The following is a 1,275-nucleotide window of genomic DNA, read 5'->3' on the forward strand; positions in this document are numbered from 1 at the left end:
ACACCCATGCGCCGGCAGGCGCAACCGAATCACGCGCCACAACGCCCCAAGCCGAGATGCCCAGCCGCCTGACCGCCCTCTGGAAGTCCCTGAAGTCCATCAGCCTGCTGCAGGCCTGCCTCGGCGTGTCCGTGGCGGTGCACGCGACGCTGTTCGGCTTTCGCTTCATCGACCCGGAAGGCTTCAACCGCGCCTTCCAGGACACGCCGCTGGAGGTCATCCTGGTCAACGCCGGCAGCGAGGCCAAGCCCGACAAGGCCCAAGCCCTGGCGCAGCAGAACCTGGCTGGCGGCGGCGAGGCCACCGACAACCGCCGCGCCACCTCGCCCTTGCCGCCCTCGCCCACCAACGAGATCGGCGAGTCGCTGGAGCAGACCGCGCGCATGATCGACCAGATGCAGCGCGAGCAGCAGCAGCTGCTGGCCCAGATGCGGGACGAGCTGGCCGCCCTGCCGCCGCCCCAGCCGCGCAACCCCTCGCAAACCGAGCTGGCGCGCGCCGAAGAAGAAAAGCGCCGCCAGCTCACCAAGCTGCTGGCCGAGCTGGAAAAGCGCATCCAGGAAGAAAACGCCCGGCCCAAGAAGCGCTACCTCAGCCCTGCCACGCTGAGGTCGGCCGACGCGCTGTACTACAGCGCCTTTCGCACCCGGGTCGAACGCGCAGGCACCGAGCAATTCCCCAGCAACAACGGTCAGAAGCTGTACGGTGAGCTGATCATGGAGGTCTGGATCAACCGCTCCGGCAAGGTGGTCGATGCCATCGTGGTGCAGGGCTCCGGCAAGCCCGTGCTCGACAAACGAGCGCGTGCCATCGTGCTGCGCATGGGGCAGTTCGAGCCCGTGCCACCCGAGGTCAGCGCGGGCCACGACCTCATCCTCATCACCTCGCGCTTTCGCTTCACGCGCGAAGCGGGCTTCGAGGCCACCACCCAGGCCGCGAACCCCGGCTCGGCCCAACCCGCTCCACAGCCCTGACCTGACGCGCACATGACCGCCCCCGACCGCTACGCCGTCGCCGGCAACCCCGTGGCCCACAGCCGCTCGCCGCACATCCACAGCCTCTTCGCGCAACAAACCGGCCAAGCCGTGGACTACGGCCGACTGCTCTGTCCGCTCGATGCCTTCGCCGCCGAGGTGAAAGCCTTCGCTGCCGCTGGCGCCCAAGGCTGCAACGTGACCGTGCCCTTCAAGTTCGAAGCCTTCGAGCTGGCCGGTCGCCGCAGCCCACGCGCCGAGCTGGCCCAGGCGGCCAACACCCTGCGCTTCGACCCGCCGG

The 1,275-nt window shown here is 69.1% G+C and carries 1 protein-coding gene and 1 pseudogene; both read left to right on the top strand.

What is annotated here, in order from left to right:
- The first annotated feature begins 56 nt into the window (after window positions 1–56).
- Entirely contained in the window at window positions 57–974 is a 918-nt protein-coding gene (locus B2W70_RS18165; protein ID WP_286747972.1) for an energy transducer TonB, read from the top strand.
- Between the two features lie 12 nt (window positions 975–986).
- Window positions 987–1,275 (top strand): annotated as a pseudogene (gene aroE, locus B2W70_RS18170) (shikimate dehydrogenase); the annotation flags it as partial.

Origin of the sequence: Aquabacterium sp. UBA2148 (genome assembly GCF_002328915.1) — a bacterium.
GTDB lineage: Bacteria > Pseudomonadota > Gammaproteobacteria > Burkholderiales > Burkholderiaceae_C > Aquabacterium > Aquabacterium parvum.

Bases quoted from the DNA above. Each gene is read 5' to 3' on its own strand.
- B2W70_RS18165 (WP_286747972.1), top strand. From the start codon at position 57: ATGCCCAGCCGCCTGACCGCCCTCTGGAAGTCCCTGAAGTCCATCAGC.